Raw genomic sequence first — 22,995 nt, 5'->3', positions numbered from 1 at the left:
TTAATCCTTAAGCTTAAAGACCTTAGCATCTTTTGTATTCATAACTAACTCATACAAGTCATTATCATAATTTGAAAAGAAAAACATTTGCACAAAAGCACTTTTATACATATTTTTATCCATTATTATAAATCTAGCTTGTAAGCTTGTATCTTTGATTAAAAACAAATAAAAATTGGCATTTTTATCAATAGAAACTATGTTATTTTCATTTTGGCGAATAGAATTAATCTCTACAAAGCTATTAATGGTATAAATATCATCATCTAGGATAAAATATCTAAAATCATCGCTTAAAATTATGCCATTATTTAAATAAATTTGACCCTTGTTAGAACCTTGCACATAAGATGGGGCAAAAAATGAGCCCATGGATTTTCCACTTTCTAAATCAATATTAGAAAAACTAGCTATAGTAGGGAAGATTAACGCCATTTTTGTAGGCATATAAATATAAATATCCCTTGTTTTTTCACCCTTAAATTTAAATTTTTTATCGCTTAAAGAGTCTAAAAATAAATCAACATTGCTTTGATTATAATCTCTCATCATAGCTTGTAAAATATCCGTGTAGTGTTCTTTAAAATCCTTTTCTACATATTCTACGCTAAGTCTTGCCATATTTGCTGCTGAAATTTGGTCCTTACTTAAAACAAAGGATGGGAAAAAATTATCCTTACCCAAATGCTTGCCCCCGTCAACTAAGGTCTTAACATCACTATAATAGCGAATTCCATAGCCATAATCCCACCAAGCTATAACATAATCATCCCTTTTTGCCACAGCCCATAAATCATCCAAAAGCAGGGCCTCACTTTGAGTAAATACGCTTGATGCCTTGTACTCATAAATATGCTTAAAGGCGTAAGTTAAAGATAAAACAAGCATTAAAACAATAAAGCAAGTTTGAAATAATTCTTTTTTCTTTCTATAAATAAATTCTAGGATAAAAAACATAAAAAAGCTAAGTACTATAATGCTAAAAACGAGTTCATGTTCAAAAATAAAGCTTAAAAAAGTATAATCTAGCTTATTATTAATGCCAAGTTCATTTTGTAAAAACTCATATTCTAATAATTCCTTATAAAATATAACTACGCTTATTAATAAAACTACTAAACAAAAGGCAAAAATACTGAGTTGATAAAGCCTTTTTTGAATGAGTGTTTTAAAGTTAAAACTTTTTAAAAAATTTAATAATTTTAAGCTTAAAAAGCCAAAGCCAAGGGCCATGATAGGTACTGAATAAATAGTAAATCTAAGTCCACCCTTTAAGGCTAAAAAGCCAAGTACTAACATAGGCAAGGATAAAATCATGCTTTTGTGTTCTTTTACAAGCCATAAAAATCCTAAAAATGATGCTAAAAATATCAAAGCATTATTGCTAATTCTTTGCATAAAGGTATCAAGGTCTATGCTTTCTACTTCTTGTATGGTTAAATTTACATTAAAATACACAAAACCTTGAGTTAAAGAGGTGCTTGCATCATCTCTAAAAATATAGAATTTTAGCTGATAAAGTATGGGGTCAATACCACCACTAAAAATTAAAAATACTAAAGTTAAAAGTCCTAAAATTCCTAAAAATAAAAAATTGCAATATTTTTCTTTTAAGATAAAGAAAGTAAATAATAAAACTATGATAGCACTTTGATAAAACCAAGCTATATTTGAAAGACAAATCGCACTTAAAATAACAGCCATATAAAAAAGCTTTTCTTTTCTGTGAAAAATAAAATTATAAATTAAAAAAAGCCCTATTAATGAAACATTTAAAGTATAGCTTGATGGATACCACCAAAGATAAATTCCTATACAAAGTGGTAGGGCTAAAAGCATTAAATCATCTTTTCTTAGAATAAGTCTTATCATAAAATATAAAATAAACATAGGCAAAACTATAACTAGCATATCAGTATCATAGTATCCACTCATGGTCCTATTATAATAACTCTTAGCTATACAAGCTATAATGGCAGCCATAAAGCCCATAAATAAGACTTTATATTCTTTTGCGATTAATATTATAGGTATTACTATAAGGGATGAAAAAAAGGTACTCATATATAAAAGTATGCTTTCAAATTGAAAGGGGCTAAATTTATAAAGTAAATAAGTAAGAGTTGAAAGCGAACTTCCATAATAGCTTAAATCATTTTCCTGGTGAAATCCTGCTATCATATCCCTTGCACCCTCAGCAAAGGCATAACCATCATTTGAAATAATCATTAATTGGTTGTTAAAATAAAATTGTTCAAAGCCCCCAGCCCATAAAACCCAATAAAATCTAGCTAAAACGCTAAAAGCATAAGCAAAGATTATAAGCAATAAGGCTTGTAAATTCTCATTTTTTAATATCAATCTTATAATATTCATTTTTTACCCTAATAAATATTTTAAAGCAATCCTAGCTATTTTATCCTTATCAAAGTCCATAGCCCTTATTTTTGCCTTTACTTTATAAGCATTTCTTAACTCATCATCATTTAACATTCTTTGCAAACCCTTAAACATGGAATTTTCATTATCTACCTCAACTAAAAGCCCAAATTTATTATCCTCAAAAAGTTCTTTTGCCCCACTTTTATGCTCACTACAAACAACAGCACAACCACAAGCAAGGCTTTCAATTAAAACATTTGAAAAGCCCTCAAAGCTTGAGGCAAAGGCAAAAAATTCACACTTACTCATATATTTATAAGGATTTTTATCAAAGCCTAGTAAAAATACTTTTTGCTCTAAATTTAAATTCTTAATTAAAGCATTTAATTCATTTTCTAACTCGCCCTCGCCTAAAATAACAAGCTTTAAATTCGTATTTAACCTTGCATAAGCTTTGATTAATAAGGCGTGATTTTTACTTTTATGAAGTCTTCCAACACTTAGTATAAATTTATCCTCAAAAGGCAATTCTTCTTTGGCTTGTTGATTTATTTTTTCTAAGTCAATGGCATTATAAAGAATTTTGCATTTATTAGGGTTTATATTAAAATTTTGTACTAAATCATATTCATTACCCTTTGAATTTGGCAAGATTAAATCAGCCCTTTTATAAAGGCTTTTAATCAAAAATTTATTTATTAGCGAATTTAAAGAAAAGCCCTTATACATAAGACTTGGTGTGGTGCATTCATTTATAATTAATCTTACATTTAAACCAAAGATTCTAGCAAGTAAGGCTATATAATTTGGGCGATTTAAAAAGACAAACTGGGTATTTATGTCTAAATTTAAGCAAAGTTTTTTATATTTTAAGGCTAAAAAGGGCAGTTTTAAGAATTTTAAAATATTGTTTTCACTGGGGCTTGAGTGTTCTAAATAATGAATTTTAACCCCACTTATATCATAAGAAATTTTATCATTCATTAAAATAATATGCACTTCAAAATGCAAATTTAAATAATCAAGCAAGGTAGCTACTACCCTTTCAGCCCCACCACTACCAAGAGAATAAATAAAAATTCCTAATTTTTTCAAAGCTTTGCCCTAATCCTTGATAAAAATTTTATTAATGAATTTGGCATTATACTTAAACTTAGTAATATAAAAGTTTTAATATCCATTTTCAAGCTTAAAGATTTAAACAAATACTTATACATAAGCTTATATTCCTTTGCAAATTTTGCATAATAAGCAGCCATTTGATAATTTTTAGCACATGCTTTTTTATAATCCTTATCACCTGTTTTAATCAATTCTTCTTCTATAATCCTAGCCATCTCTAAATAGCCCTTAAACACCCTTAAAGCATGTTTATAAGAATGAGTTGTAACGCTAGTATTTTGATTTATAGTATAAATTCTTAAGGCCTTGTGTATATAAAAACTTTTTTCCTTATATAAATTCACCCACAAAATGGCCTCATTTCCATAAAACTCATCGTTAAAGCGATTGTTATCAAGCAAGGATTTTTTAAAGATAGAAAAAAACTCCCCTATAAATTTTTGAGTTAAAAAGTCCTTTTTACTTACCTCACAATCTCTATCAAAGCCATAGCCACTAAATTCATTACTTAAAATCTCACCCCTTTTAAAAAAACAATTACCAAAGACATGAGAATAGCCCTGATTAATTTTTTCAAATAAAATATCAAAAGCATTTTCTAAAAGCATGTCATCATCATCTAAAAAGCATACAAACTCGCCCCTTACGTAATCAAACCCGTTATTTTTGTTACCATTTGGTCCTGATTTATATTTTTTATTTAATACATATTCTATACGACTATCTTCTTTTTGCAATGCCTTTACAATATCGCTTGTTTCATCGTTTGAATTATCATCGCTTATTATTATTTGTATATCTTTTATATTTTGATTTTGCACACTTTTAACTGCATTACTTAAAAGCTTAGGTCTTTTATAGGTTGGGATTATAACTGAAAGCTTAGGCATTATTAATTACTCCTTGTATTAATTTTAGCCATTTATTTTTTATATTTGAAAGTTCAAAATCAACGCATCTTTTTTTTGCATTTGTTATTATTTGCTTTCTTAAATTTTCATCCTTTAAAATAACACTTAGTGCGTCTGCCATAGCCTTTTCATTATCTACTAAAAAGCCATCCACCTTATCATTTATTAAATCCTCACAGCCTCCTTCATATCTATTTGAAATTCTACACACCTCAAAATATAAACTTTCAATTAACACAGTTGGAAGCCCCTCTATAAAAGAACAAAGACACAAAACCTTAGCCCTTTCATAATAATGCTTAACATTAGAAATTTGACCTAAAAACTCAACCCTTACATTTAAAAAAGTGGCTAAATTTTGCAAATTCTTTCTTTCATCCCCATCGCCTATAATTATAAATTTTGTATTTTTTTGTAAATTTTCATCAAGTTCTTTTATCATTTTTATAAACATAGCTGCATTTTTATTTATATCAAGTCTTCCTATAAAAAGTACTAAGTCTTCTTTGTTTAGATTATTTGTAATCTCAAAATGACAAGGATTTAACATAACATGCACATTTTTTACAAATTTTTCATAATATTTTTTATCGCCCGTACTTAACACGGTTAGGGCATTTGCATAGGGATAAAATATATATCTTGCACAACGCCAAAATTTAGACTTTAAATAACCCTTTGAGCTGTGTTCGCAAATTATCAAAGGGGTTTTAAGATTAAATTTAGCAATTATACAAGGTATATTTGTAGTATCTAAAAAAGATATAAAAATATCAGCCTTGCTTTCTTTTAAAGCCTTTCTTATAGCAAACATTTTTTTAAAGCGACTTGCTATTTTATTATAAATATTATTAAATTTGAAATTTTTTAAGGTTGTGATTTTGATATTTTCATTTAATGCATAAAATGAATCTTGTGGATAAAATTTAATAATTTCTACTTCATATTCGCTGCTAAAAGCATTGGCCAAGGTTACCAAGACCCTTTCAGCCCCACCTGCATTTAAGGTAGCTATAATAAAACAAATTTTCATTGCTTATCACTTTTAATTAAACCATTTTCAATGCGATAAATTTTATCACATTGGGTAATGGTACTAAGTCTGTGTGCGATTATTATCATAGTTTTATTAGTTGAAATTTTATAAAGTTCTTGCATTATTTTTTCCTCGCTTTTGCTATCAAGTGCAGAAGTGGCCTCGTCTAAAACTAAAATTTCAGGTTCTAAATACAAAGCCCTTGCAATGGCTATTCTTTGTCTTTGTCCTCCGCTTAGATTATTGCCACTATCTCCTACCATGGTATCAAGCCCGTTAGGTAAAGAATCAATAAATTCCTTTAAATTTGTCTGTCTTATAACCTCGCTTAACCTTTCATTATCAAGACTATCTCCAAAGCAAATATTATTTTTAATGCTATCATTAAAAAGATAAATTTGTTGAGGGATATAACCTATTTTTGTGCGATAATTTTTTAAGTTAAGCTTATTTAAAGTCTTATTATCTACTAAAATTTCCCCAGCCTTTGGTCTTAAAAGCCCTATTAATAAATCCACAAAAGTACTTTTCCCACATCCACTTTCACCTATAAAGGCGATTTTTTCACCATTTTTAAGAGTAAAATTTACATTTTTAAATAAAAAATCCTTATTTTCATAAGCAAAACTAAGATTTTTAACCCTTATTTCATTATTAAATTCTATCTTTTCTTCGCCTAAATTCTCTTCTTTTAATAATAAATTTTCATAAATAATATCAAGGGAATTTTTATAATAAAGCAAATCGTGATAACTTGTAATAAGGCGATTTGCACTTGGCATAAGTCTATAAAGGGCTAGTACAAAAACAGATATTGTAGCCATAAAATTTGATATATCGCCCTTGTTTTGAATAAGTAAAAACAAAACAAGCAAGACCAAAACGCAAAAACCAACGCCTTCAAGATAAATTCTAGGTATAGCGTTAATGCTTTCACTTGTGATATTTGCCCTTGAAAAAACAAAGGCTTGGTCCTTAAAAAGCTTTATAACCCCACTTTCTTTAGTTTTTAACTTGATAAATTTAAAATTGTTTAAATTCGTGTTTAAAATTTCAAAAAAAGACTTCATAGCACTTTCTCTTCTTACACTTGCCTTTTTTATAATTGGTGAAAGAATTTTTATTAAAATAAAGGCATTTACAAGCATAAATAAGCTTAATAAAAGCGTGATTTTTATATCTATAAAAAGCATTAAAATATAAAGTAAGCATACTACAAAAACTTCGCTCATCATTAATAAAAACGATGATAACATAGTGCTTAGATTATAAACTTCGCCTGTTATTGTCTTTAAAATTTCAGATTGATTTCTTTGAGTAAATTCTTCATAATTTATATTTAAAAACTTAGCAAATAACCTATAAGAAAGATTGCAATACCTACCCTTTGAAAAACAGGCTAAAAGATGAAAATAAAAGGCATTTAAAAGGGCTCTAAAAAGATAAAATATAACTAAAAATACGCCAAAATAAAGTACCATTTCATAAGGACTAAAGTCAAAAAAGGATTGAATTTGAGATAAAAATTTATTTGTTTGAAAATATGAAAAATCACTTGCTAAGGCTACAAAGGGCATTATTAAGGATATTGCAAAGCTTTCAATAAAAGAAATAAAGATTGAAAAGATTAACAATAAAAATAAAAAGTGCTTATCTTCCTTACTTAGTATAAAAAAAAGCTTTTTTAACAACCTTATCCCCTTTTTAAAAGCTTAAATTTTAACCTTTTTTCCTTAACAATTAATTTTTAAACCAGGCTGCAATTTTTTCAAAAAAGCCTTGTTGTTCTTGGTGCATTCCATCCTTTATCCCAAAACTTTCGCTTAATTTTTCTAGTAATTCTTTTTGTTCATCATTGATTGAATTAGGAAATTTAATGGCAATTTGTACTATTTGTCTGCCTAGTTTATCAGAATGTAAATTCTTTACTCCCTCATTTGCTAAAACAAATCTTTGACCATCCTTTGCACCCTTTGGCAAATTTAAAACAGCTTCTCCTCTAATGGTAGGTACCTTTATGCTTTGCCCTAGTATTGCTTGGGTAAAAAACACAGGAAATTCTATATAAATATCATCGCCATCTCTGTAAAAAGTATCATCTTGTGCAACTTGAATTTTTACATAAACATTACCACGATTGCCATTTTTTGATATGTTTCCTCTTTCTTGTATCCTTAAATTCATACCCGTATCAATGCCTGCTGGTACTTTTAACTCTGCACTATCCTTTAACTCGCTATAACCCTTACCACTACAATCATGACAACTTTGAGCCACCTCAACGCCCTTACCCCTACAAGCTGGGCAAGTTTGGGCAAAGGTTATAAAGCCTTGTCTCATGCCAACTTGACCCCTGCCATCACACTTAGTACAAGTCTTCATTTTGCCATCCTTTGCCCCTGTACCATTACAAGATTGACAAAATTTCTTATAAGTAAAATCTACCTTTTTTGAACAACCAAAAACAGCTTCTTTAAAACTAAGTTGTACTAAAATAGCAAAATCTAATTCAAAATTTGTCTCATTTGCACGCTTTCTTCTTGAAAAACCCCCACCTCCAAAAAAGCTTGAAAAAATATCATTTATATCATCAAAATCAGTAAAACCTCCACCAAAGCCACCTGCTGATTTAAGCCCTTCTTTGCCATATTGGTCATAAATTGCCCTTTTCTCATCATTGCTTAAAATTTCATAGGCCTCGTTTATTAATTTAAATTTATCTTCTGCTTCTTTATTGCCTTGATTTCTGTCAGGGTGATATTCTAAGGCTAATTTTCTATAAGCCTTTTTTATGGTTTCTTTATCCGCACTTTGAGAAATTTGCAAAATTTCATAATAACTTAATTCCACTTTTTTACCCTTTTAAAAAAATAAAAAATGTAATTTAGCAAATTTACAATATAATTTAGATAAAATCGCAAAAGAAATTTGATTTTTTTAAATTTCTGTAGTAATTCTAAGGAGAGAAAATGATTAATGTGCTAATGATAGAAGATGACCCCGATTTTGCTCAATTACTTTCTGAGTATTTGGAACAATTTAATATAAAAATTACAAATTACGAAGACCCAAAGATAGCTTTACAAAATAATATCTCAAATTATGATTGTTTGATACTTGATTTAACCTTGCCAGGAATTGACGGGCTTGAAATTTGTAAAGAACTTCGCCAAAGAAGTAATATTCCTATAATCATTTCATCAGCTAGAGGTGATTTAAGCGATAAGGTTGTGGGTCTACAAATTGGGGCTGATGATTATCTACCAAAGCCATACGACCCAAAAGAAATGTACGCAAGGATTATTAGCCTAATAAGAAGGGCAAAAAGGGTAGAAAGCACCTCTTATAAAGCTATAAATTCAGCCTTTAGCATAGATGATAAAAAACATGAGATTTCATATAAGGGCAAGATCTTAACCCTAACTCCAGCAGAATATGAAATTTTAGAATACCTAATCTCTCAGCACGGATATTCAATCTCTCGCAGACAACTAGTTAGCAGGTGTAAGAATTTAAAAGATAAGGATTCAAAAAGCCTAGATGTTATCATAGGAAGACTTAGGACAAAGATAGGTGATAGTTCTAAAAATCCTACTCATATTTTTTCAGTAAGGGGCATAGGGTATAAGCTTATAGGATGAAAAATTATTCTATACATTCAAAATTAAATATTTTGTTTGTTAGTATTTTTGTTTTAATGTGTGCTTTCTTTGTACTTTTACTATACATTGAAATAAATACTAAAGATAGCGAAGAAAGATTTAGGCAAGAAAATTTAATTAAAAATTTGCTAAATAATTACACAAGTGAGCTTGAAAACAATATCAAAACGCAGTTAAATACTAGTGGCTTTATAACTATAAATAATGCTAGACTTATACAAGATATTAGAAGTAAGGGTCAGGTTATATTTATGGCTAACAATGCAAATTGTATACTCTCATCTGTAAGCTTTCAAAAAAATCTATATTTTGACGTAAGTTGCGAAGACCTTAATGGAATTTTCAAACACGATTTAGATTATGGTTTTAACAAGCTTTTGTTAACTAGCTTTATTGTTTTTAGCTCTTTTCTTGTGTTTATGTATTTTTCTATATTAAAATCCTTAAAGCCACTAAATACTTTAAAATTTCAAATTAGTGCAACCTATAATGGAAAAAGCGTTGATTTTAGCCATTATAAAAATGATGAGATAGGAAAAATAGCAAATGAATTTAAAAAAAGTTTTAATAAAAATCAAGAATTAATACATTCTCGTCAACTTTTTTTAAGAATGATAATGCATGAACTTAAAACGCCCATTGGAAAAGGTAGAATAGTAACTGAGTTAATAACTGAAAACAGGCAAAAAAACAGACTCGTTAAAATTTTTAAAAGGCTTGATTCTTTGATAAATGAATTTGCTAAGATTGAGTATTTATTCTCTAAAAATTATAATTTAGATTTTAAAAAACATAGCTTTACTTCTATATTAAAAGAAGCCAAAACCTTTTTAATGCAAGATAATTTTGAAAAGATAGTAAGCGTTAAGATAATGAAAGATGCTTTATTAAATGTAGATATGGAAATGTTTTCTTTGTGTTTAAAAAATTTAATTGATAATGCCTTAAAATATGCAAGCGATAATAGTTGCGAACTTGAGTGCTATGGAAAGTATTTTTTGATTAAAAATAAGGGTGAGCCCTTAAAAGAAGATTTTTCTTATTATTTAGGGGCATTTGCAAGAGATAAAAATTCAAAGGTAAAGGGGACCGGCCTTGGACTTTATATAATAAATGAAATTTGTAAAATGCATAATTTTGATTTATTATATGCCTATGAAAACAAAAAACACTGCTTTAAGGTGATATTTGATAAAATTTAATAATGAAAAATGGTTTAGAAAAATTTAACGAAGTAATTAAAAGCTTTGAGGGCTTACCTAGCATTGGTAAAAAAACAGCAGTAAAACTTGCTTATTTTGTATGTATTGAAAACAAATTTCAAGGCTTAAAACTAGCAAATAATATAGAAAATGGCTTGCAATTTATAAGATTTTGCGAACAATGCGGAGGTCTTAGTGAAAACGAACTTTGCGAGTTTTGTAGCGATGAAAACAGAGATAACAATATCATTTGCATAGTACAAAACCCAAAGGATATCTTAATACTTGAAGAAAGCAAAAGTTATAACGGGCTTTATTTTGTGCTAAATGATTTAGGCAATGAAAACATTGAAAAATTAATCTCAATGATACAAAATACAAAGGCAAATGAGTTATTTTTTGCTATAACTGCAAGTATTAACAGCGATGCGATTATTTTTTATGTAGAAGATAAATTAAAATTTTTAAATTTAAAATTTAGTCAAATAGCACAAGGAATTCAAAGTGGGGTTAGCCTTGAAAATGTAGATTTTATCTCACTTAGCAAGGCTATAACTAATCGCGTTAAGATTGAAGATTAAAAATCAGCCCTAACATTTAACCAGAAATTTCTACCCGGTATCATTCTTTGATAGTTATTTGAGTAACTTGTACCACGAGTACCTTGATAGGTAAAATAATCCACAAAGTCTTTATCAAACAAGTTATTTATAACCCCACTTATAGTAATACCATTTTTAAAGCGATAATCAGCTCCCAAATCCACAACATGCATATTTTTAAAATAAGCACCAGGTCCCACATTTGCAGTATGAGAATTATCAGTAGGAGTTTTTAATTTACCTGAATATCTTGCAAAAAGGTCCCAATTAGTGCCTTTATAGGTTAGCTTTGAAAAAAGACTATATTTTGGGATATCATTTAAGGCTAAGCCCTTATTATCCCCTGTTCTTTGTTCTGTTTCAGTATAAGCGTAGCTAAAATCAAGCCAAATTCCCCTTGGGATTATATTTGAAAAAAGTGCCTTAGAATTCATAGCTATTTCTATACCTCTTGACACTGCCTCGTCCACATTTTCATACAAAGAACAACCTGTACCTACACTACTATTACAAGTTCCATATCCAAAAGGTAATTCTTCTCCATTTTGATAAATTTTACTATTTATAGCATCCTTAAAGGTAGTATAAAAGCCTGTTATAGTGAAATTTGCAAAGGAACTTTCTATAATAGAGCTTAACTCATAGCTTAAAGTTTGTTCAGGGTCAAGTTCTGTATTACCATAATAATCATAGCCTGTACTACTAGTAGCAGTATCATATATCCCATCATATCTAGTTTCAAGGGCAGGAGATTTTAAGCCACTAGCAATTCCTGCCTTAAAGGTAAGCCAAGAACTTGGATAAAAATTTACATAAAATCTAGGATTTACATGAGTACCATAGGTTTGCAACTCATTTACTCTAATTCCAGCCGTAGTTGAGACATAATCATTAATCAAATACTCACCCTCACCAAAAATAGCCCCTTGCCAAGCATCCTTTCTAAAACTATTTGACCTAGTTACAAGCTTTTCATAGAAAAAATAAGGACCCATATTTAAGATTAAAGCCCCATAATTTTCAAAATCCAAATCCGTAGTAAAGGTAGTACCATAAGCTATTGCTTGATTATAAACTAAAGATGCGTGATTTGCTGGACCTGAATTATCGCCTATTCCAACTATTTCTGGCATTTTAATGGTATCTGAGAACTGAATATAATTGTTAAATTTACCAAAATCATACTCACCATCGTGATTTAAAACAAGATTATACTTATGATATTCTCTTACTGCTGTAATTTGAGAAGAAGAAGTATTAAGTGAACCCAATCTTTGAAAGCCATAATCAAAGTCTATATAAAAGCTATTATAAGGGTCCAAAAAATAAGAAAGCCTAGTACCTAATGAATAATTTGTATAACCTGTTGGAGAATGGCTTGTGTAAGGATTTGTACTTGTTGTAGTATAATTTGGAATTTCACTAATATAAAATCTATTTTTTTCTCCTTCAAAGTACTTAGCCCTTAAATTGAGTAAAAAGCTTTCACTAAAGGGTACAAAAATATTTCCATTTAAGCCATAAACATTACCCCAACGCCCGTGGTGTTCTTGAAGTCTTGTTTCAGCACTTATACTAGCACTTACCTTATCTACATTCTTTTTAGTGATAATGTTTATAACCCCACCCATAGCATCACTTCCATAAATGATAGAAGCAGGACCTCTTATAACTTCAACCCTTTCTATCATACTAGCAGGAGGTATAAAACCACTTGTCGCATCAAAGTCATTACCATCAAAGCCAGTAGACATATTCATTCTTTTTCCATCTACTAACACCAAGGTATAATCACTACTCATACCTCGCATTTGTATAGTAGTAGCCCCCGTTTTAGTAACCGTGGTAGCTACGCCTGGCACCTCATTTACTATATCACCTAAGTCCCTAATAGGTCTATTTAAAAAATCTTCCTTAGGTATAATGCTTATACTAGCAGGGGCGTCTTTTACATCTTGTTCATAACCCGTTGCACTAACTACAACTTCTTTAAGTGTAAAATTACCCTCGCTAGATAAATTTTCATTAGCTAATACCTCATTTGCAAAAAATAGAGCACAAATAGCACAAAAACTAAGCTTACGCATACCCCCCCCCATTTGTGAATTTACTCACTATATTCTCCTTTTTGATAATTAATTTTAAAAAAATCGAGTTTAAAATAATAATGCTTATAAAAAAATAAATTTTTAATAATAATTATTAATAAATTTATTTTGTAACAATAATGACTTTAAAAGCCCTATTTATATAAAAAAATTTAAAATATATTATCATTTATTTTAAAAAATAGCTTTAAAATTTTAATTTATATTATCAAAATTTTTAAAATCATTTTTCTAAAATTTGCACCCCTTTTTCTAATCTATTTTTAAAAATATAAATTTCTTATGCCTATTTTAAGAAAAATTTAAAAAAAACGTGTAATCACGCTAAAAATTATATCTAAGGAGAAAAAATGTATAAAAAAATTCTTACTTATGCTATAGCTTGCAGCTTTTGTGCTTGTGGTTTTGCTATGATTGTAGACCATGAACCAGTTGCCTTAAAAGCAGTAGCAAAAAGCATAGCTACTAGTGAAACTGCCCCTTATGATTGTAAGGCGCTAGGAAATATCGAAGGAAATGATACTATAACATTAAGTGGTGGGGCTAGTCAGTATTTTGAAAGAGGTAGGATCAGTGAATTAAAAACTAGAGCCATAAATGATTTAAAAAATAATGCTTTAGATGTTATAGGTAAAAATGCTAGTAATAAAAGAATAGTACTTTCAATCACTAGCGAGCAAACATTTTGTTCACCTGAATCCATTGCTTGTGTCCCAAATTCAACTAAAGCTTATTCTTAAAAATAGAGGCCACTGTTTTTGATTGTGGCACTAAATAAGACCTTTTAAGGTCTTATTTTCTTTAAAAATATAGCCTTAAACAAATATATTTTAAACAAAAATTTAACATTATCATTTTGCTAAATATTTTGCAAAAATTATTGAAAATTAATTAAATTTTTAAACTTTTTTTTATATTTTTTTGTTATTATCCCTTGATTTTTTACAAAAAAGATAAAGTATATCCTAATTAAATTTTTAAAGGAAAAAAATTGAAAGTATATTTAGATAACAACGCTACTACTATGCTAGACCCACAGGCTTACGAGTTAATGCTACCATTTTTAAAAGAAAATTATGGCAACCCAAATTCCTTACATAGCTTTGGAAGCGATACTCACAAGCCCTTAAAAGATGCTATGGATAAATTATATGCTGGACTTGGAGCAAGTGATTTAGATGATATTATTATAACTTCCTGTGCTACTGAAAGCATTAACTGGGTATTTAAAAGCGTGTATTTTGACTATATCTTAAACAAAGATAGAAACGAGATTATAATAAGTGGCGTAGAACACCCTGCTGTTAGTGCAGCTGCTAATTTTTTAGAAAAATTTGGCGTTAAGCTTATCACTTTACCTGTAAATAATGATGGCATTTCAACGCCTCAAAATTTAAAAGAAGTAATAAGCGATAAAACTGCCCTAGTTAGCGTTATGTGGGCAAATAATGAAACGGGAATGATTTTTAATGTAGATGAAATGGCTAAAATAGCCCATGAAAAAGGGGCTTTATTTCACACAGACGCCACTCAAGCTGTAGGAAAAATAAAGATAATTTTAAAACAAAGCGAGATTGACTTAGCTAGTTTTTCAGCTCATAAATTTCATGGACCAAAGGGAATTGGTGGACTTTTCATTAAAAAAGGCATTAATCTTAGTCCACTTTTACATGGAGGAGAACATATGGCAGGAAGAAGAAGTGGAACCTTAAATGTAGCTGGGATTGTAGCTATGGGAGAGGCCTTAAAAATCGCTACTTCTATGCTAAATTTTGAAGACTCTCACATTAGAAGATTAAGAGATAAACTTGAAGATGCTATTTTAAAAATGCCTGATACTAGCGTGGTTGGCAAGAAAGAAGATAGAATTCCAAATACCATTTTAGCTAGTATTAAAGGCGTTGAAGGCGAGGCTATGCTTTGGGATTTAAATAAAAATGGCATAGCAGCAAGTACGGGTTCAGCCTGTGCTAGTGAGGATTTAGAAAGCAATCCTATAATGAATGCAATCGGGGCTGAAAACGACCTTGCACACACTGCTTTAAGGCTTTCTTTATCGCGTTTTAATACAGAAAGCGAGATTGATTATGCGATTGAAGAGATTAATAAGGCAACGAAGAGATTAAGGGCGATTTCTAGCACTTATGCTTATAACCCGAACAATTACAAAGGATAAATTATGGCTAAAAATAACTTAATAGGTGGTTCTATCTGGGATGAATATTCTCAAAAGGTACAAAACAGAATGAATAATCCCTTACACATGGGTGAATTTAATGAAGAGGATGCTAAAAAGGCTAATGCTAAGCTTATTGTGGCTGATTTTGGGGCTGAAAGCTGTGGGGATGCAGTGATACTTTTTTGGCTAGTAGATGAAAAAACAGATACTATAATAGATGCGAAATTTAAAAGCTTTGGTTGTGGTACTGCTATTGCAAGTAGCGATACTATGGTTGATTTATGTATAGGAAAAACGGTTGATGAAGCCGTTAAGATAACAAATTTAGACGTGGAATTTGCAATGAGAGATGACCCAAACACCCCTGCTGTGCCACCTCAAAAAATGCATTGTTCTGTTATGGCTTATGATGTTATAAAACAAGCAGCAGCACATTATAAGGGAATTTCTCCCGAGGATTTTGAAGACCAGATTATAGTTTGTGAGTGTGCTAGGGTAAGTTTAGGGACTATTAAAGAGGTAATTAAATTAAATGATTTAAAAAGCGTTGAAGAAATCACTCAATACACAAAGGCAGGGGCGTTTTGTAAGTCCTGTGTAAGACCTGGAGGGCATGAAAAAAGGGATTATTATCTAGTAGATATACTAGCTCAAACTAGGGCTGAAATGGATAAAGAAAGGGTTGAAAAAGCTATAAATTCAGATACCATCTTTGATGATATGACCCTTGTTGGACAATTAAAGGCCGTTGAAAATATCCTAGATACCGAAGTTCGCCCTATGTTGCAAAATGATGGAGGTGATATGGAAGTAATTGACATACAAAAGGCAACCGATAAGACAATTGACGTTTATATTCGCTACCTTGGAGCTTGTAGTGGGTGTTCAAGTGGAAGTGGTGCTACCTTGTATGCCATTGAGACTATCTTACAAGAAGAATTAAGCCCAAATATTAGGGTAATGCCTGTGTAAATTTTTGCTAAAGCAAGAAATTTTATACCTTGCTTTAGCTTATTCTTACTTCTTTTATTCTCTCTCATTTTTATATTTAAATTTATCACATAATTTAGCCCCTTGTAAATTTAAAAATTTTAAAAAGCTTTTTAGCAAAATTTTGCAATAATATCTCCTTTGGTTCCGTAGCTCAGCTGGTAGAGCACCACCTTGACATGGTGGAAGTCGTTGGTTCAAGTCCAATCGGAGCCACCATTATTTTAATTTATAACAACATAAAACATATAAAAAATAAAGGGAACAAAATGGCAAAAACAATATATGAAATTTTTGATAAAGAAGATACAAAAAGTTTAGCTCAAATAAATGAAAAAGACATTAAATGGCTAAATAATCGTATTAAAGAGCGTATAGGGGGAGAGGTTAGGCATTGAATGTATCATTCGTGGCAAAATGATGATGGAGATTATTTTAAATTAACACCCGAAGAAATAGTTAGACAACATTATGCACATATGCTGATAGAAACTTACAATTATACAAAAGAACAAATTATATTTAAAACACCAGTTCTCTTTGCTAGAAAATCAAAGATAAGAGAAAAAAGAACAGATATTATTGTATTAGATAAATACGATAGAAACAAAATAAATTTACTCATAGAAGTAAAACGACCTAATGAACAAATGAAATCATATTGCAGTCAACAAAATCCAAAAATAGGTGTAATTGCAAATGGCGATAATCTACTTAAATTTTATGCATTTCCCTATTTTAATGAAGAACTCGGTATAGATAAATTTCCTAAAAATGGTGAAGATTTAAACGAATGGATGTAAAATCACAGATTTACATTAAAACAACTTATATTCAATGACAGACTGAAAAACGAAATATTAAAAGATATTATTTTAAATGTAGAACAAAGATTTTGTGCAAATGAACCAAGTGAAAAAGCCTTTGATGAAATTTTTAAACTTATTTTTATCAAATTATACGATGAAATTCAATCGAGTTCAGATGCTGATAGAATTGCAATTGGGATAAATGACTATGGAAAGGTGCTTGAAGAAATAAATGATACTGATTTTAGAGTAATGGAATTTAGAATGAAGACACACTAAATGAAATATATAGAAAATTTAGTGATTTATTTAAAAAAGCAAATGATAAATGGCAAGGTGTATTTCCTAAAAATTCTATCATAGATATGCAACATGCTACATTAAAATCTTGCATAAAAGAATTGCAAAATGTCAAACTTTTTAATTCGAACCTTGATATAGTCGATGAAGCATTTGAACATTTAGTTAATAAAAATCAAAAAAGCGATATGGGGCAATATTTTACTCCAAGATATGTAATTGATATGTGTAAAAATGTTAAATCCAAAATCAACTGAAACAATGATAGATACAGCTTGTGGTAGCTGTGGTTTTCCCATGCATACTATCTTTTATGTTTGGAAACAGCTAAATCCTAAAACTTATAATTTGTTTACAACTAGAACAAGGACTGCTGATGAGTTTGAATATGCCATTAATAAAATAGTCGGTATTGATTTTAGTGAAAAATCTGTTAGAGTAAGCAGAATGTTAAATATCATCGCAGGTGATGGACAAACAAATGTAGTTGAATTAAATACACTAGATTATACTAATTGGAAAAAATCATACCAAAATGAAAAATGGAGAGAAAGATATAATAAAGGTTTTGTCAAACTTTCTAATATGAGTGCAAATCCGATGGCAAACAATGATAATGAAAAATTTAAATCATTTAATTTTGATATTTTGATGGCAAATCCACCTTTTGCATGCGATATTAACAATAAAGAACAACTTGAAATTTATGATTTAAGCTACAATTCAAATGAAGAATTAAAAAAGAAAATAGGTAGAGATATTTTATTTATAGAAAGAAATTTAAATTTTTTAAAACCAGGTGGGCGTATGGCAATTGTTTTGCCACAAGGCATATTTAATAATACTAATGATGAATATTTGCGTAATTATATTGCTGATAAATGTAGAATACTTGCGGTAATAGGATTGCACGAAAATACTTTTAAACCACATACTGCACCAAAAACTAATATTTTATTCATACAAAAATGGACTGATGAAAAGTGTGGTTTTCCAAATATTTGCCCAAAATTATCTAATAATGATTATCCTATATTTTTTGCTACCATGCAAGAACCTAGTAAAAATAATTCAGGAGACAAAATATATGGTAGTGAAAATTACGTTAGAAATACTATCTATACTTATGAAACAAAAAATATTTATACAAATAAGAAAGATAAAAGACAAATATTAAAAAAAGAGTATGATAACTTAGTAGATAAAAAAAGTTACAATCAAAAAATCAAAACAATTACAACAATAAAATATAGAACCGATAATAATAAAGAATTAATTATCAAAGATAATTTTATAACTAAATTTAGAAAACTAGATTTACACAAAAAATGGATTTTAAAAAATAGTAATTTTAAAAAAATAGATAACCAAAATAATAAAACAATCAGTATTGAAGAATATTTGAAACTTAATAAAGATGAAAAATTAAATATGAAGAAATTCCTATTATTGGCTTAAATACCAAAATACCTATTGATCTAGACAAATATAATATGCTAGATAAAGAAACTCAAAAATATTATCTAATAGCTGAAGAAATTACTGAAATAACCGAGCGTATTAAAGATACACTTGGGCATATTTTTGTAAAACATGATTTATTTAACCATGACCCAAATATGATTAATCTAAATCCAAATAACATTTATAGTAAAGATGGTATAGCAAAAGCTTTTATAGAATTTGCAAAAGCACAAAATTTGAGTTTTTGAAGTGAAAAATGATTTTAGAAAATTTATTAAATAGCAAATTGCCAAGTTATAGAATTGTAAACTTTAAAGATAGCTTTAAAATATGCAAACCTAGAAAATAATTAAAAACTATAAGAATGGTTTTATAACTTTACAAGATAATGAAATAATTAATGCGAATTTTACTCCAAACAATGATGAATATTATAGATATATTGAACTTGCAAATATTATGTCAAATGGTGAAATAGATGAACCTAAAATGACTTTGGGTAAAGATTTACCAAGCAGAGCTAGAAGAATTGTAAAAAGTGGTGATTTAATTATTTCATCAATAGAAGGTTCGCTTTCAAAATGTGCAATTATCACTGATTAATTTAATGATTGTTTAGTTTCTGCTGGATTTTATATAATTCGTTCAAATCGAATCAATAATGCAACTCTTTTTATTTTATTTAAAATGAATTTTTTCAAGAATATCTAAAAAAATTTCCAAGTGAAACTATACTTGCTGCGATAAATAAAAATGAATTAAAAAAGATTTTAATTCCAAACTTTGAACAAGAATTACAAGCTAAATATCAAAATATTTTTGAACAAATTTTAAAACTAAGAAAAGATGGAAAAGAATTATTGAAAAACACAGAAGTAGAACTAAAGAATAATGTTTTATAGAGTAATAAATAATACTTTTTGAGTTTTAATTCAATAATTTATTAAAAAACCAAATTTAAGTAAATTTCAAGTTTTTATTGAACCAATTTCATAAAACTTAAGTAATTTAAAGTATTTTCATTTGCTTAAAAATACTCTCATAAGTTTTAAGGCTTTCTTTTTTAAAATTTTCAAGTTTGCTAAAATTTGGCTTTTTATTAGAATTAAAATTTTCAATAATAATTTGAAAAAAATCACTATCAAGGCCTACACAATACTCGCTCATGTCAATGCTTTTAAAAAGATAATTTATGCGATTTAAAGTGCTTATGGCTGTTAATTTGTAATTTATATTTCCTATGCAAGAATGAAACCTAGAAGTAATGCTAAATAAAGAATTCTTATAAATAGAAAATAAAATTTGAGTGCCTTTAAAGCCTTGTAAAACAGGGGCTATTATAAAATTTTTACGCACTAAATAATCATCTTTCAAAAAATCAAAAAAAATTTAAAAAATCCATTAAATCATCGTATAAATGGAGTACAAAAACAATTTTTATGCCATTTTTTACAAAAAAAGTTTTTTTGAATTGCTTAAAATATAAGTTTATATCGCAATTTTTTGATAGCTGACTTTGTGCTATATTAATGGCTATGTAGCTTTCTTTTTCTAGCTTAAAAGTATCCTTTGAACTTTCAAAGAAAGAACCATTATCTAAAATTTCTGCTATTTTTTTAAAACAATCATCGTTAAAAGTATTTGATAAAAATTTCTTTAGAAAAATCATTTTTTAAAGCAAGGTAAATATTAGAATTATCAAAAAGACTTAAATAAAATTGCTTTGCCTTTTTTTAAATTTAATGGAATTTGCGAGTGCATACCCATGCTTGTTATGAAAAATGGAAATTTTATCTTTTTTATTAAACTTGGGCTTAGTGCTAGTGTGTTAGCACTTGGTGATTTTTTTAAATTAGAATCTAAAAATCCACCCAACGATAACTGCATCAAATGAGTTTATATGATTAATAAAGCTATCATCCCAAAAAAAGCTTATCTTTGTGAGTATAATTTTCATAAAATCTTCTCATTTCTAAATTTACTAACTCACATTTAACTCCTAGTTTTTTTTAATATATTGTAAAAACCAAAATGCGAAACATTGTTGCCAATATTTCCCATAAAAGAAGCTATGTGAAGTATTTTTATTATGTTGTATTTTTTTTGAAAGAAAATTTATAAAAATTAAAGATATTAAGAAGAAAAATCAGCAAGAAATTCTTGCTGATTTTGGGTTACATCATGCCACCCATGCCACCCATTCCTCCCATGCCACTCATATCAGGCATAGCAGGTTTTTCTTCTTTAATCTCGCTAATAGTAGCCTCAGTAGTTAGAAGCATACTTGCAACAGAAACTGCGTTTAAAAGTGCTATTCTTTCAACCTTTACAGGATCAATTATACCAGCACTAAACATATCTACATACTCACCCTTTGCAGCGTCAAAACCGATATTTTCATCCTTTGAATTTTCAACGCTATTTACAACAACGCCAGCATCAAAACCAGCATTTTCTGCAATTTGTCTTAAAGGAGCTTTTAGTGCCCTTTCTACGATATTTGCACCAATTAACTCATCGCCTTGTAAAGATAAGTTTATCTTAGCCTTAGCCTTGATAAAGGCAGCGCCCCCACCTATTACAATGCCTTCTTCAACGGCTGCCTTTGTAGCACTTAGGGCATCATCAACCCTATCTTTTTTCTCTTTCATTTCAGTTTCAGTAGCAGCCCCAACCTTAATCAAAGCAACGCCACCACTTAATTTTGCTAGTCTTTCCTGCAATTTTTCCTTATCATAATCGCTTGTAGTTTCTGCAATTTGTGCCTTTATTTGAGTGATTCTTGCATCTATATTGCTTTTTTCACCAGCCCCATTTACTATAGTTGTGTTATCTTTGTCAATAATTACGCTTGATGCTTGTCCTAAGTCTTGTAAGGTAGCACTTTCAAGGGTTCTTCCTAACTCTTCTGCTAATACCTCGCCACCTGTTAAAATAGCTATATCTTCAAGCATAGCCTTTCTTCTATCACCAAAGCCAGGTGCCTTAACCGCAGAAATATTTAAAATTCCACGCAATTTATTTACAACCAAGGTAGCCAAGGCCTCGCCTTCAATGTCTTCTGCTATAATTAAAAGTGGCTTTCCTGTCTTTTGAATTTGTTCTAGCACAGGTAAAAGGTCCTTTAAATTTGTAATCTTTTTATCAAAAAGTAATATATAAGGATTTGATAATTCTACTATCATTTTTTCTGCATTAGTGATAAAATAAGGGCTTAAATAACCTCTATCAAATTGCATACCCTCAACAACGCTTAACTCATCGTTAATTGATTTTGCCTCTTCAACGGTTATAACGCCGTCTTTTCCTACTTTTTCCATAGCATCAGCAATTAATGCCCCAATTTTTTCATCAGAATTTGCTGAAATTGTCGCAACTTGTGCGATTTCTTTTTTATCTTTTACTTCTCTTGAAAGCTTTTGAAGTTCATTAACAATGGCCTCGCAAGCCTTATCCATACCTCTTTTAACCTCTATAGGATTAGCCCCAGCAGTGATATTTCTTAAACCTTCTTTAAAAATAGCATGGGCTAAAACAGTGGCTGTTGTAGTACCATCTCCAGCCTGATCAGCTGTCTTACTAGCAACCTCTCTAACAAGAGAAGCACCCATATTTTCAAGATTGTCTTTTAATTCTACTTCTTTTGCTACGCTTACACCATCCTTAGTAATGCTTGGCGTACCAAAACTTTTTTGAATCAAAACATTTCTTCCTCTTGGTCCCATAGTAACTTTTACAGCGTCATTTAGTTTTTGAACGCCGTTATAAAGTTGATTCCTTGCTTCATCTGAAAAAATAATTTCTTTTGCCATTTTTTATCCTTTATTTTAAAATTCCTAAAACATCGTCTAAATTTAGTACCAAGTAATCTTGGTTATCTAGCTTTATCTCAGTACCACCATATTTAGCAAATACTACCTTATCTTTATCTGCAATCTCACTTACTTCCTTGCTTACAGCAACAACTTCACCTATTAAAGGTTTTTCTTTAGCATTATCTGGTATAATTATGCCAGAAGCTGTTGTATTAGTTTCTTCAACGCGTTTTACTAAAATGCGTTTTCCTAAGGGTTGAAAATTCATTTTGTCCGTCCTTAAAATTTGTGATTTTTTAGCACTCTTTATTTTTGAGTGACAAAATCATACTATAAAAAATGAATTTTGTCAATACTTTAAAGAAAAATATTTATAAAACTTTAGTCCATTAAGCTAAATATACTTTATAAAT

24 protein-coding genes and 1 tRNA gene are annotated in these 22,995 nt (G+C 29.3%); 14 read left to right on the top strand and 11 right to left on the bottom strand.

Annotated elements, in window-relative coordinates; all coding sequences use genetic code 11:
• From FMM56_RS00260 to dnaJ, 6 genes are read right to left on the bottom strand one after another with little or no spacing between them, the layout of a single operon-like run.
• Positions 1 to 2,376, bottom strand: coding sequence for an STT3 domain-containing protein (locus FMM56_RS00260; protein WP_150151326.1), 2,376 nt, complete (start codon positions 2,374 to 2,376; stop codon positions 1 to 3).
• A 3-nt stretch (positions 2,377 to 2,379) separates the two neighbouring features.
• Positions 2,380 to 3,477 carry a glycosyltransferase gene (locus tag FMM56_RS00255; protein ID WP_150139292.1) on the bottom strand — a complete coding sequence of 366 codons (1,098 nt, stop codon included), beginning with the start codon at positions 3,475 to 3,477 and terminating at the stop codon, positions 2,380 to 2,382.
• Positions 3,474 to 4,394: a glycosyltransferase family 2 protein gene (locus FMM56_RS00250; protein ID WP_150139290.1), complete on the bottom strand. Its 921-nt coding sequence runs from the start codon at positions 4,392 to 4,394 to the stop codon at positions 3,474 to 3,476. Before FMM56_RS00250 ends, FMM56_RS00255 begins: the two co-directional genes overlap by 4 nt.
• The gene (locus tag FMM56_RS00245; protein ID WP_150139288.1) at positions 4,387 to 5,448 is read right to left on the bottom strand and encodes a glycosyltransferase; all 1,062 of its coding nucleotides are present in this window, start codon (positions 5,446 to 5,448) and stop codon (positions 4,387 to 4,389) included. The genes FMM56_RS00250 and FMM56_RS00245 overlap by 8 nt, the downstream gene beginning before the upstream one ends.
• Positions 5,445 to 7,142 (bottom strand): ABC transporter ATP-binding protein, encoded by a 1,698-nt coding sequence (locus FMM56_RS00240; protein ID WP_150139286.1) that lies wholly within the window; start codon positions 7,140 to 7,142, stop codon positions 5,445 to 5,447. The genes FMM56_RS00245 and FMM56_RS00240 overlap by 4 nt, the downstream gene beginning before the upstream one ends.
• A gap of 49 nt (positions 7,143 to 7,191) precedes the next feature.
• Positions 7,192 to 8,301, bottom strand: coding sequence for a molecular chaperone DnaJ (gene dnaJ / locus FMM56_RS00235; RefSeq protein WP_150151323.1), 1,110 nt, complete (start codon positions 8,299 to 8,301; stop codon positions 7,192 to 7,194).
• A 119-nt stretch (positions 8,302 to 8,420) separates the two neighbouring features.
• Between dnaJ and FMM56_RS00230 the strand changes: the two genes are divergently transcribed.
• From FMM56_RS00230 to recR, 3 genes are read left to right on the top strand one after another with little or no spacing between them, the layout of a single operon-like run.
• Positions 8,421 to 9,092, top strand: a complete 672-nt coding sequence (locus FMM56_RS00230; protein WP_150139282.1) for a response regulator transcription factor — start codon at positions 8,421 to 8,423, stop codon at positions 9,090 to 9,092.
• Positions 9,089 to 10,315: an ArsS family sensor histidine kinase gene (locus FMM56_RS00225; protein WP_150139280.1), complete on the top strand. Its 1,227-nt coding sequence runs from the start codon at positions 9,089 to 9,091 to the stop codon at positions 10,313 to 10,315. Before FMM56_RS00230 ends, FMM56_RS00225 begins: the two co-directional genes overlap by 4 nt.
• Before the next feature lie 2 nt (positions 10,316 to 10,317).
• Positions 10,318 to 10,896, top strand: a complete 579-nt coding sequence (gene recR, locus FMM56_RS00220; RefSeq protein ID WP_150139278.1) for a recombination mediator RecR — start codon at positions 10,318 to 10,320, stop codon at positions 10,894 to 10,896.
• Here the strand turns inward: recR and FMM56_RS00215 are convergent.
• A complete protein-coding gene (locus FMM56_RS00215; protein ID WP_190318996.1) occupies positions 10,893 to 13,004 on the bottom strand; it encodes a TonB-dependent receptor domain-containing protein in 2,112 nt (703 codons plus the stop codon). The two genes, recR and FMM56_RS00215, sit on opposite strands and share 4 nt — an antisense overlap.
• Before the next feature lie 371 nt (positions 13,005 to 13,375).
• Here FMM56_RS00215 and FMM56_RS00210 point away from each other — a divergent pair, with 371 nt between their 5' ends.
• The 10 genes from FMM56_RS00210 (at position 13,376) to FMM56_RS08580 (ending at position 19,370) form a co-directional block, all read left to right on the top strand.
• The gene (locus FMM56_RS00210) at positions 13,376 to 13,765 is read left to right on the top strand and encodes a hypothetical protein (protein WP_150139269.1); all 390 of its coding nucleotides are present in this window, start codon (positions 13,376 to 13,378) and stop codon (positions 13,763 to 13,765) included.
• A gap of 251 nt (positions 13,766 to 14,016) precedes the next feature.
• The gene (locus FMM56_RS00205; protein ID WP_150139267.1) at positions 14,017 to 15,201 is read left to right on the top strand and encodes a NifS family cysteine desulfurase; all 1,185 of its coding nucleotides are present in this window, start codon (positions 14,017 to 14,019) and stop codon (positions 15,199 to 15,201) included.
• Positions 15,202 to 15,204: 3 nt separating this feature from the next.
• Positions 15,205 to 16,176, top strand: a complete 972-nt coding sequence (locus tag FMM56_RS00200; RefSeq protein WP_150207383.1) for an iron-sulfur cluster assembly scaffold protein — start codon at positions 15,205 to 15,207, stop codon at positions 16,174 to 16,176.
• 161 nt (positions 16,177 to 16,337) lie between these two features.
• Positions 16,338 to 16,413, top strand: a tRNA-Val gene (locus FMM56_RS00195).
• A gap of 50 nt (positions 16,414 to 16,463) precedes the next feature.
• Positions 16,464 to 16,592 carry a hypothetical protein gene (locus tag FMM56_RS09100; protein WP_263312591.1) on the top strand — a complete coding sequence of 43 codons (129 nt, stop codon included), beginning with the start codon at positions 16,464 to 16,466 and terminating at the stop codon, positions 16,590 to 16,592.
• Positions 16,593 to 16,997 carry a type I restriction enzyme HsdR N-terminal domain-containing protein gene (locus tag FMM56_RS00190; RefSeq protein WP_150207381.1) on the top strand — a complete coding sequence of 135 codons (405 nt, stop codon included), beginning with the start codon at positions 16,593 to 16,595 and terminating at the stop codon, positions 16,995 to 16,997.
• Positions 16,998 to 17,368: 371 nt separating this feature from the next.
• Positions 17,369 to 17,560 carry a hypothetical protein gene (locus FMM56_RS08585; RefSeq protein ID WP_150179546.1) on the top strand — a complete coding sequence of 64 codons (192 nt, stop codon included), beginning with the start codon at positions 17,369 to 17,371 and terminating at the stop codon, positions 17,558 to 17,560.
• Positions 17,561 to 17,564: 4 nt separating this feature from the next.
• On the top strand, positions 17,565 to 18,761 hold the full coding sequence (locus tag FMM56_RS00185) for a class I SAM-dependent DNA methyltransferase (RefSeq protein WP_190318995.1): 1,197 nt from the start codon (positions 17,565 to 17,567) through the stop codon (positions 18,759 to 18,761).
• Positions 18,762 to 18,796: 35 nt separating this feature from the next.
• Complete coding sequence (locus tag FMM56_RS00180; protein WP_150150892.1) at positions 18,797 to 19,015, top strand: hypothetical protein; 219 nt, start codon at positions 18,797 to 18,799, stop codon at positions 19,013 to 19,015.
• 211 nt (positions 19,016 to 19,226) lie between these two features.
• Positions 19,227 to 19,370 (top strand): hypothetical protein, encoded by a 144-nt coding sequence (locus tag FMM56_RS08580; RefSeq protein ID WP_190317909.1) that lies wholly within the window; start codon positions 19,227 to 19,229, stop codon positions 19,368 to 19,370.
• A 405-nt stretch (positions 19,371 to 19,775) separates the two neighbouring features.
• On the opposite strand, the gene FMM56_RS00175 is transcribed toward FMM56_RS08580, so the two are convergent.
• Positions 19,776 to 20,141: a hypothetical protein gene (locus FMM56_RS00175; protein WP_150206373.1), complete on the bottom strand. Its 366-nt coding sequence runs from the start codon at positions 20,139 to 20,141 to the stop codon at positions 19,776 to 19,778.
• A gap of 4 nt (positions 20,142 to 20,145) precedes the next feature.
• Positions 20,146 to 20,436, bottom strand: a complete 291-nt coding sequence (locus tag FMM56_RS00170; protein ID WP_150139253.1) for a hypothetical protein — start codon at positions 20,434 to 20,436, stop codon at positions 20,146 to 20,148.
• A gap of 54 nt (positions 20,437 to 20,490) precedes the next feature.
• Between FMM56_RS00170 and FMM56_RS08575 the strand changes: the two genes are divergently transcribed.
• Positions 20,491 to 20,661 (top strand): hypothetical protein, encoded by a 171-nt coding sequence (locus tag FMM56_RS08575; RefSeq protein WP_190318983.1) that lies wholly within the window; start codon positions 20,491 to 20,493, stop codon positions 20,659 to 20,661.
• 280 nt (positions 20,662 to 20,941) lie between these two features.
• On the opposite strand, the gene groL is transcribed toward FMM56_RS08575, so the two are convergent.
• Complete coding sequence (gene groL / locus FMM56_RS00165; RefSeq protein ID WP_150139251.1) at positions 20,942 to 22,579, bottom strand: chaperonin GroEL; 1,638 nt, start codon at positions 22,577 to 22,579, stop codon at positions 20,942 to 20,944.
• Between the two features lie 10 nt (positions 22,580 to 22,589).
• A complete protein-coding gene (gene groES / locus FMM56_RS00160; protein WP_150139249.1) occupies positions 22,590 to 22,850 on the bottom strand; it encodes a co-chaperone GroES in 261 nt (86 codons plus the stop codon).
• Positions 22,851 to 22,995: the final 145 nt, after the last annotated feature.

This window comes from Campylobacter sp. LR264d, from assembly GCF_008633895.1.
Classification (GTDB): Bacteria; Campylobacterota; Campylobacteria; order Campylobacterales; family Campylobacteraceae; genus Campylobacter_D.
The sequence above is the reverse complement of the archived record's forward strand: the minus strand, read 5'-3'. Positions and strand labels throughout refer to the sequence as shown.

What these genes read in the sequence shown, in the direction of transcription:
- FMM56_RS00260 (WP_150151326.1), bottom strand. Translation starts at nt 2,376, where the DNA reads ATGAATATTATAAGATTGATATTAAAAAATGAGAATTTACAAGCCTTA.
- FMM56_RS00250 (WP_150139290.1), bottom strand. Translation starts at nt 4,394, where the DNA reads ATGCCTAAGCTTTCAGTTATAATCCCAACCTATAAAAGACCTAAGCTT.
- FMM56_RS00245 (WP_150139288.1), bottom strand. Translation starts at nt 5,448, where the DNA reads ATGAAAATTTGTTTTATTATAGCTACCTTAAATGCAGGTGGGGCTGAA.
- FMM56_RS00230 (WP_150139282.1), top strand. Translation starts at nt 8,421, where the DNA reads ATGATTAATGTGCTAATGATAGAAGATGACCCCGATTTTGCTCAATTA.
- FMM56_RS00225 (WP_150139280.1), top strand. Translation starts at nt 9,089, where the DNA reads ATGAAAAATTATTCTATACATTCAAAATTAAATATTTTGTTTGTTAGT.
- recR (WP_150139278.1), top strand. Translation starts at nt 10,318, where the DNA reads ATGAAAAATGGTTTAGAAAAATTTAACGAAGTAATTAAAAGCTTTGAG.
- FMM56_RS00215 (WP_190318996.1), bottom strand. Translation starts at nt 13,004, where the DNA reads ATGCGTAAGCTTAGTTTTTGTGCTATTTGTGCTCTATTTTTTGCAAAT.
- FMM56_RS00210 (WP_150139269.1), top strand. Translation starts at nt 13,376, where the DNA reads ATGTATAAAAAAATTCTTACTTATGCTATAGCTTGCAGCTTTTGTGCT.
- FMM56_RS00200 (WP_150207383.1), top strand. Translation starts at nt 15,205, where the DNA reads ATGGCTAAAAATAACTTAATAGGTGGTTCTATCTGGGATGAATATTCT.
- FMM56_RS09100 (WP_263312591.1), top strand. Translation starts at nt 16,464, where the DNA reads ATGGCAAAAACAATATATGAAATTTTTGATAAAGAAGATACAAAAAGT.
- FMM56_RS00190 (WP_150207381.1), top strand. Translation starts at nt 16,593, where the DNA reads ATGTATCATTCGTGGCAAAATGATGATGGAGATTATTTTAAATTAACA.
- FMM56_RS08585 (WP_150179546.1), top strand. Translation starts at nt 17,369, where the DNA reads ATGCAACATGCTACATTAAAATCTTGCATAAAAGAATTGCAAAATGTC.
- FMM56_RS00185 (WP_190318995.1), top strand. Translation starts at nt 17,565, where the DNA reads ATGATAGATACAGCTTGTGGTAGCTGTGGTTTTCCCATGCATACTATC.
- FMM56_RS00180 (WP_150150892.1), top strand. Translation starts at nt 18,797, where the DNA reads ATGCTAGATAAAGAAACTCAAAAATATTATCTAATAGCTGAAGAAATT.
- FMM56_RS08580 (WP_190317909.1), top strand. Translation starts at nt 19,227, where the DNA reads ATGTCAAATGGTGAAATAGATGAACCTAAAATGACTTTGGGTAAAGAT.
- FMM56_RS00170 (WP_150139253.1), bottom strand. Translation starts at nt 20,436, where the DNA reads ATGATTTTTCTAAAGAAATTTTTATCAAATACTTTTAACGATGATTGT.
- groL (WP_150139251.1), bottom strand. Translation starts at nt 22,579, where the DNA reads ATGGCAAAAGAAATTATTTTTTCAGATGAAGCAAGGAATCAACTTTAT.
- groES (WP_150139249.1), bottom strand. Translation starts at nt 22,850, where the DNA reads ATGAATTTTCAACCCTTAGGAAAACGCATTTTAGTAAAACGCGTTGAA.